General features: G+C 51.5%; 7 protein-coding genes. All 7 read right to left on the reverse strand.

The features are described 5' to 3' along the window. Window positions 1–700: hypothetical protein (locus PG899_RS22550; RefSeq protein ID WP_270697724.1), on the reverse strand; the 700-nt coding region annotated here is incomplete at its 3' end. Window positions 701–704: 4 nt separating this feature from the next. Next, window positions 705–2,210, reverse strand: coding sequence for a hypothetical protein (locus PG899_RS22555; protein WP_210538360.1), 1,506 nt, complete (start codon window positions 2,208–2,210; stop codon window positions 705–707). 2 nt (window positions 2,211–2,212) lie between these two features. Continuing rightward, window positions 2,213–3,118 (reverse strand): hypothetical protein, encoded by a 906-nt coding sequence (locus tag PG899_RS22560; protein ID WP_210538361.1) that lies wholly within the window; start codon window positions 3,116–3,118, stop codon window positions 2,213–2,215. Then, window positions 3,109–3,678 carry a hypothetical protein gene (locus PG899_RS22565; RefSeq protein WP_210538362.1) on the reverse strand — a complete coding sequence of 190 codons (570 nt, stop codon included), beginning with the start codon at window positions 3,676–3,678 and terminating at the stop codon, window positions 3,109–3,111. The genes PG899_RS22560 and PG899_RS22565 overlap by 10 nt, the downstream gene beginning before the upstream one ends. Before the next feature lie 145 nt (window positions 3,679–3,823). After that, the gene (locus PG899_RS22570; protein ID WP_210538363.1) at window positions 3,824–4,150 is read right to left on the reverse strand and encodes a hypothetical protein; all 327 of its coding nucleotides are present in this window, start codon (window positions 4,148–4,150) and stop codon (window positions 3,824–3,826) included. A gap of 313 nt (window positions 4,151–4,463) precedes the next feature. Further along, complete coding sequence (locus PG899_RS22575) at window positions 4,464–4,733, reverse strand: hypothetical protein (protein WP_216945329.1); 270 nt, start codon at window positions 4,731–4,733, stop codon at window positions 4,464–4,466. Between the two features lie 353 nt (window positions 4,734–5,086). Further along, the gene (locus tag PG899_RS22580) at window positions 5,087–5,488 is read right to left on the reverse strand and encodes an H-NS family histone-like protein (protein WP_210538364.1); all 402 of its coding nucleotides are present in this window, start codon (window positions 5,486–5,488) and stop codon (window positions 5,087–5,089) included. Window positions 5,489–7,220 lie beyond the last annotated feature (1,732 nt).

The following is a 7,220-nucleotide window of genomic DNA, read 5'->3' on the forward strand; positions in this document are numbered from 1 at the left end:
AACCGCAGATCGTGTTTGATGAACTACGACAGGTTGCTTGATTTGGCGGGTGTTGCACTTCGGAGTTGAATTCGCGCACACCTAACTCACTAACCACATCTCCAGCAAGCTGCACATCTGTCCATGCTGCGCGATAGGCATACCAGGGATCCATCACTTCCGGCGGAGGCGGCGGCGGCGGTTCAGGCCATAGAAACCATGTAGCTGCCGCAATACCTGCTAAACAGACAAGAGATGGCTTAACCATTCTTGACAATGCAGACCCACGAAACTCTATGAGTTCAAAGTCATCAGGCTTTAGATTTAAAGCCTCAATTATCGTTGTCTCTACACCCCGAACAGGCAATTCAGTTGTAGAAAATATGCGCTCAGATGGATGTACCTGTAACCATTCAGACAGTTCCGTTGCATCGACAACTTCATCACGGCGAATTTCCCCGGCCTCCCAGAGCACGCAGCGATAGGCACGGTCAGAAGCAATTATGCACACCCACTTCCTAGGGGTGTCTTTCACTTCTTCAATGAGAGCCTCGGCAATACACTCGCCCCAAGCTATATCAGCTTCATCGGAAGCGACCCGCGTGATCAGGTCCCCATTCTCGAATATCCGCTCAAACTTAGCCGGGTACTCGACTCGCCACCGCTTCAGGACTTCCTTTGGCTTGCTGCCATGCGGCAGCGTTGTTCTGATAGTTCCCATAACTTTATATCCGCTTAGGGGTGATCAGAACAATAGTTTCTGTCATGCTGCTTGCGCCTGAATTCCCGCCCAAGAACGGATTCTTGAGTACAGATGTCTCATCTGATTTATTCGACTTCTGCTTGTATCCATTGAGCACGAGAGTCTCACCATATTTAAGACCAACATCTTGATCGAATTTTATTTCTTGCACCTGTGGTGCACGAATAGTGACGCCACTCACTTCTGTATCTTCCCAATTGATAACCTTGGATAGAACTCCAGAAATTTGAAGGTTTACCATGTCATCTGAAATATTTGGCATAACTGACATGGTGAGGCCATCACTAACTACAGCATCTTCTACTTCAACGCTTGCATCAGCATTTTCATTCGGCGTAACTGTCACTCTCGCAATATATGTCAGCTTTTCAGAGTTATCGATGGATGCAACTCTGTTATTTCTTGCAACAGTTCTCGGCTCATATTCGACACCAACATGCCCTTGAGTTTGTAGCGACTTCATCAGAACGGTCGTACCATCCCATTTTGGATTTGTCGAAGTAAATGAAAATCCATAATTCCCTGTATCGCCCAGGGTTGGCAGTGACGGACCAGCAAACTGCAGCTTTCCTTCTGAAACATTGCGAATAACATTCCAGTCAATGCCAAATTCAGATCCTTTACTCCCTTTGAATTGAAGCACCTTGACTTCAATCATTACCTGCCGTGCTATTGCCTGTTTTCTTGATGAAATATAGCTCTCAACCAAACTCATCCGATGCGGAGTTGTTCTAACCAGAATTGAAGCAGTCGAGGATGTTACAATTACATTCCCTTCCAATGGGTTCTTATCGTCCTTACTTACACCGTCACGACTCAGAATTGACTTTATAGCCGCCAAATAGTCATCAAAGGGATTTATGTCTACCACTTCGGTGGTTGCGTAAGTATCCGAATTACCAAGGGAGCTTGTAACAGTTCGGTTTGCCAATCCCTCACCGCTATTATTAACTGAGTTGGCTTTTCGTCCAAATAGGAATGAACTTTTACCCAAAAGTGAATTTAACTCGAATACTTTGGTTACATATCGTTCAAAATTTATTTTGTTCCCATGAACACTTACTGAGATATCAGCCTTTGCTGCTATCTCGTTCAGTGCCCCATTGATATCTCCCTGATAGTCTACTGAAATAATTTTGTCCTGGACCACATCAGGTCCATAGTTTACTGCAATTTTCTGATTTGCCGATTGCAGCAGGTTCCTTACTGCAAAGCTAAGCGGTATATCTTGCCCTTGAATTGCGGCGGGCTTTCTGACCCACCAAGGAGCCCCCTCCCCAATTGTCGGGTTCAAGTCCAAAGGGGGCTTATCGATGTAGATGCTTTTAGAGGATTCTTGTTTACCCTCATATGCCTTGATTTGGCCAAGTGTATCGTTAGCAGCATCTTTCTGCTCCAAATGGTCCATAGCACCACACCCTGAAAGAGCGATGATGACAGCCATTGCTATAGCGCTACGCGTTTTCATAATCAGTTCCCCTGCACAAAATAAACGTGTTGTGTTGACTTCAGTAGCTGTGGTTGCACTGGGTATGATTCGATCAACGCATTAAGTGCTGATGCTATATCCCCTCGTTCCGTGACGATTGGCCAGCTTGACGGAACGTAGTAATCATCCTGAGGGCGCCAGTCTTGTGCTGTCGTATTCCATCCATAGGACTCTGTTAGTCGAATTGCATTTGCTTTTAGGCTGCCGGCAGCGACATTAAATGTCTGCACCAACACCCCCGGAACATGAATTACTGCACTTTTATTCATAGCGTCATAACTAACAATGAACTTTCCATTTGTTTCATTGCCAAACGAAATCTGTGCTGCGGATATTGCCCCTTGGAAATCATTCGCGGAGAAATGCGTTTTCTTTGGAATGGATGTAAAACCAGTAGGCACTCCACCGGGAAAATAATAGAGAACTGTTTGATAACCGTTATCTCTGAACCATCTCGAGAATGCACGCTCCCAAGTTTCACCGGCTCGAACAATCAATGACGTTTTTTCTACTGTGACGACAATCGGTTTTGTTTTATTAATGGGAACGAATACCTTCCCACTCGTCACAATAGGTGCCTGGGATTTCATCAACACTGTGGGCGTGTTTACTATGGGGTTCGTTGCTGATTCAAGCATCGGCTTCATGGTACTACTTGCAGTCGCAACAGAAGCCCATTCGTGCCTAGTTGTTGCTTTCTCAACCTTTTGTTGAACAGCAGCAGCCAAGTCATTTTGCCCAGCTCCAACAGGGTTTTGTGCGACGGTGTTGGTTTGGTTGCGTGTCGACACGATCTGTGGGGCGCTGTGATCTTTATACACGTTGCTCGGGCTGCACCCTCCCACCAAGGCTGCGGCTACCGCCACCGACAGGAGCTTCAGTCGCACTTGATGATCTCCGTCGCTGTGATTGTCGCAGATCGATCCCTTTCATGAATCTGTGGCAGAAGCGGCAGTCCAGCCAGGAACGCTTCAAGAGCCTTTATCGGCTCTCTTTTATCGACCTCGAATCCGGCATCAAACTGCCAGTCGCAGTGAGCCGGGACGGTCTTAGACCAACGGATTGCCTGCAACCCCAACGCAAAGCGGAGGCTCTCCAACTGCCCACGTAGCGATCCCGGATGCACGCTGAAGTAACGTTGTTCGCGGTCCCGACGAATAAAATTGATCGCCTGCTGACGGTCATTGATGATGTGTCGTAGACGAGTGATCTGGCCGGTGATCCGAGCGTTATGCTTGGCATACTCATCACGCAAAAGGGCCAGGTCGTTCTGTAACAGTTCGATTTCAGTGTTGAGCTCTATGAGCGTCTTGTCGCCATAAGTATCTCGTGCCATCTCCGTCATTGGCAGAGTTCTTCTCTCAGGTCGAGAGTCGCCTGGCGAAGCCTGCACCTGCGGTATCCCCAGCAGGGCAACGACACTGAATGCCAAAATACTTTTTCTCATAGACGCCACCGTATAGAAAATCCTAGGTGGCGTTATACCGCACTCAAGCGGGAATAATTGCACAGCAAAAATGGGGGGGGTTTTCTGAGCGGTCTAGAGATCCGAGTGAAAAAAAACCCGCCAATTACTTAGGCGGGTTCTGGGTTTATGTGTTTTCCATCTGGCGTTGTCGCTGATGGATTCGGCTTGGCGTGAACTGACCCGACCATACTAGTCCTGTGTCTATCGTGACCTCTTGCCGTATCCTGACCTTCATGCTCTCACCACTCATGTCTTGGATCGTCGCAAGTAATCGACTCTCAACAGAGTACAGGAACTCGAGATCCTTCATAGCAAGTTTGAGTAAGGCTTTCTGTCGTTCTTCTTGCATTTTCGCCTTGCGATTTCGCATCTCAAAAATGCAAGGGATCGCGACAGCGATTACTGCGAAGAACCCGGAAATCAAGGCCACCGTGATACTTACGCTTTCCATGGTGTCCTCCCTTAGTATTCATCACTCAAGATGATTGTTGTATTCCGACGATCACCCTCCGTGATTACCCATATGAAACATTGGCTTTGCCCTGCTGGCAGGCTTGATAGGACTCGCTCCCCAGTCCTGATTGCATCAAGGTTTTGCAGTCCCTGTGTATGGTTCCACAGTAACCCCTCTCTATGTGAATCCAGCAAATCAGATGATGCTATCCCTAGCCGTTTCAAGGCTTCCAAAGCGGGTAGAGTTGCAGTACACATTCCTAACTTGAACATATTGAGCTCCTGATTCTGTGCCCTTGTGGCTTGAATTGTTAAGCCACCTTCTCTGCTAGCGCGTTGGCAAGCAGCAAGGGCCATGTAGGATCAACACCGTTCAGTGCATTTATGACTTGATCAGCATCTAACACGCTAGATGTGAAAGTTGAATTAAGTAGGTCTATGTCTGCGGCCGGCGTCCTTACAACAGTTTTTATGAAATTGCTTCCTTCACCTGGGCTCACACTTGCATAGAGGTTAGAGTTCCCCAGCCTTACAAGCTGGCCATTAGATATGAGTTTTCCAGTATTTGTTACTTCGAACATGATTTAGCCTCGTTGAGTTGGGGATTTGCGCCCGAGTTGGTGTTGGTCACGAGTGGCACATTGCAGACCGAGTGCCATAGAGACAGCCTTGGGCTGTTTCTGCATGTGCGCTGACGCCGGCGAAATACCGGTGAACGGACATGCAGAATCAGCCAACGAGGGCCTGGGTGATAGATCACGGGTGGGAATGCCGGCGCAGGGCTGGGGGATTGATGTTGGTACCTGGCCGAGGATGGCCTGTCCCCACGAGGGCACCGAGGACTAATACAGAGTAACCTAGAGGGCCAATATCTGGCAATCAGGTACAGATTCAAAAGTTGATGGCCATGCCAATTTTGGCATGGCCATCACCTTCAGATGAGGAAGTCGTCCAGTGATCGCCCTTTAGCAATCTCTTCGGCCAGGTACTTCGGGGTGCGCCCCTGCCCTGTCCAAGTTTGTTCGATTCCATCGACGACATAGCGATACTTGGGTGGTCTCGGAGTGCGCTTTTTCTTGGAGCTAGTATCCACACCTGCAGTATCCCCAAGAAGCTCTTTGGGATCGATGCCGGCCTGGGCAAGCAACTCCTGGAACTCGGCCAACTTGCTCTTTCGTTCTGATTGAGCAGCTATTTCTTTGTCTGCCTGAGTCTTACGTTCCAAGTACACCAACTCGAATTTCTCGTGGGCCTCTTGTACTTGTTCAAACGGCAGGTCACGAAGAGCAGCCCGGAGGCTTCGAATATTCAACAGAGTTTTAAAAAATTCTTGCATGCAACAGTCCTACTCAAAAGAACTAACTGGAAATTGCCAGCTATTAGTTCATGGTTTCGATCGTTCTCTGTAAACCCAATAAAGCCGAAGCCCTGAAGATGAGCTTTTCGCTTCAGTTTTCAATCATATCGTTATCACCGTTAAAATAAACGCGATATTTCTAACATGGCGGAGGGGCATCTCAACACTTCGTCAGTCTCACAGATCACCCCAATATTCCTCCGGGTCAGGGACTCTGGGTGCGTGTGTGGCGTGTCTCTGCTCCTCAACCCCATCGTCATAGCTCTCTTGCCACACCCTATATGGTTCACCCCCGAGCAATTCTGGATGAAATGGTCCTTCTCTTTGTTCTCCAAGACGCCGACCATTTGAATCGTTCCATCCCTGCCTGCGCCCTTCTGTTCGGCAATACCGGGAAATCTGCTCGATTTGCTCGCAGGAAAGTTGATTCACTTGAGCTCCACTCCAGCTCTCATCACCGAATGCATTTGAGGAAATCCGCGGCAACACCATTGGATCGCCGGAATTGATAATCAGTATTCCCATGTATCCCTCACACTATGAAATCTGGGTCGACAATCCAAGTCACACCTTTGCTCACAACCGCTATTGGTTTTACACGCAATACATATAAGGCATTCCGGATTGTTAATCTCCCAGTCACGAGATACCTAATTACTCTCAGAAAATATCTCATCTTTCCTTCCGGTGAGAATAAAATGTTGTCCTTCAGTCAGTGGACATAGCTACACAACATCTAGCCAGACCACCGACTTGATTATCCTCCATCCGTTACCCCATTTCATCCTCTTCCTTTTTGTCCATGGTCTGCTGCTAAATCACCACCTCGCCGCCGCTGGCCACCCTGGGTGCCGAGCTCATCGGCGACCCGGGGCACCAGGTCCCGACACCGGCCAGGGGGCCACCTGCAGCACCGGTTCACCCGCCCGGCCGCCGGCAATGGCCATCCTGGGCGCCGAGTACGCGGCGGCCCGGGGGCCACCTGCAGCACCGGTTCACCCGCCTGGCCGCCGGCAGTGGCCACCCTAGGCGCCGAACCCGCGGCGGCCTCGGGGGCTCACTGCGTACCGGATCCCGGCACCGGTCCGGGGGCCCACTGCGCACCAGATCACCCAACCTCCGCCGGTGGCCACCCTGGGCGCCGAGCTCATCGGCGACCCGGGATCCCGTACTCAGCATGCACACCGACAAAACCCCACCACCACCCAGGCCCCTCCGCTCCCCGGCGCCGGCCGGGGGCCCACCGTGCACCAGATCACCCACCCGCTGCCGGTGGCCACCCTGGGCGCCGAGCTCATCGGCGACCCGAGGCACCAGATCCCGACACCAGCCCGGGGCCCACCGCGCACCAGATCACCCACCCGCCGCCGCTGGCCACCCTGGGCGCCGAGCTCATCGGCGACCCGAGGCACCGGATCCCGGCACCGGTCCGGGGGCCCACTGCGCACCAGATCACCCAACCGCCGCCGGTGGCCACCCTGGGCGCCGAGCTCATCGGCGACCCGAGGCACCAGATCCCGACACCAGCCCGGGGCCCACCGCGCACCAGATCACCCACCCGCCGCCGCTGGCCACCCTGGGCGCCGAGCTCATCGGCGACCCGAGGCACCGGATCCCGGCACCGGTCCGGGGGCCCACTGCGCACCAGATCACCCAACCGCCGCCGGTGGCCACCCTGGGCGCCGAGCTCATCGGCGACCCGAGGCACCAG

This window comes from Aeromonas sp. QDB39, from assembly GCF_027707585.1.
In the GTDB taxonomy this organism is placed as follows: Bacteria; Pseudomonadota; Gammaproteobacteria; order Enterobacterales; family Aeromonadaceae; genus Aeromonas; species Aeromonas hydrophila.

Bases quoted from the DNA above. Each gene is read 5' to 3' on its own strand.
- PG899_RS22575 (WP_216945329.1), bottom strand. From the start codon at position 4,733: ATGTTCGAAGTAACAAATACTGGAAAACTCATATCTAATGGCCAGCTT.
- PG899_RS22580 (WP_210538364.1), bottom strand. From the start codon at position 5,488: ATGCAAGAATTTTTTAAAACTCTGTTGAATATTCGAAGCCTCCGGGCT.
- PG899_RS22570 (WP_210538363.1), bottom strand. From the start codon at position 4,150: ATGGAAAGCGTAAGTATCACGGTGGCCTTGATTTCCGGGTTCTTCGCA.
- PG899_RS22555 (WP_210538360.1), bottom strand. From the start codon at position 2,210: ATGAAAACGCGTAGCGCTATAGCAATGGCTGTCATCATCGCTCTTTCA.
- PG899_RS22565 (WP_210538362.1), bottom strand. From the start codon at position 3,678: ATGAGAAAAAGTATTTTGGCATTCAGTGTCGTTGCCCTGCTGGGGATA.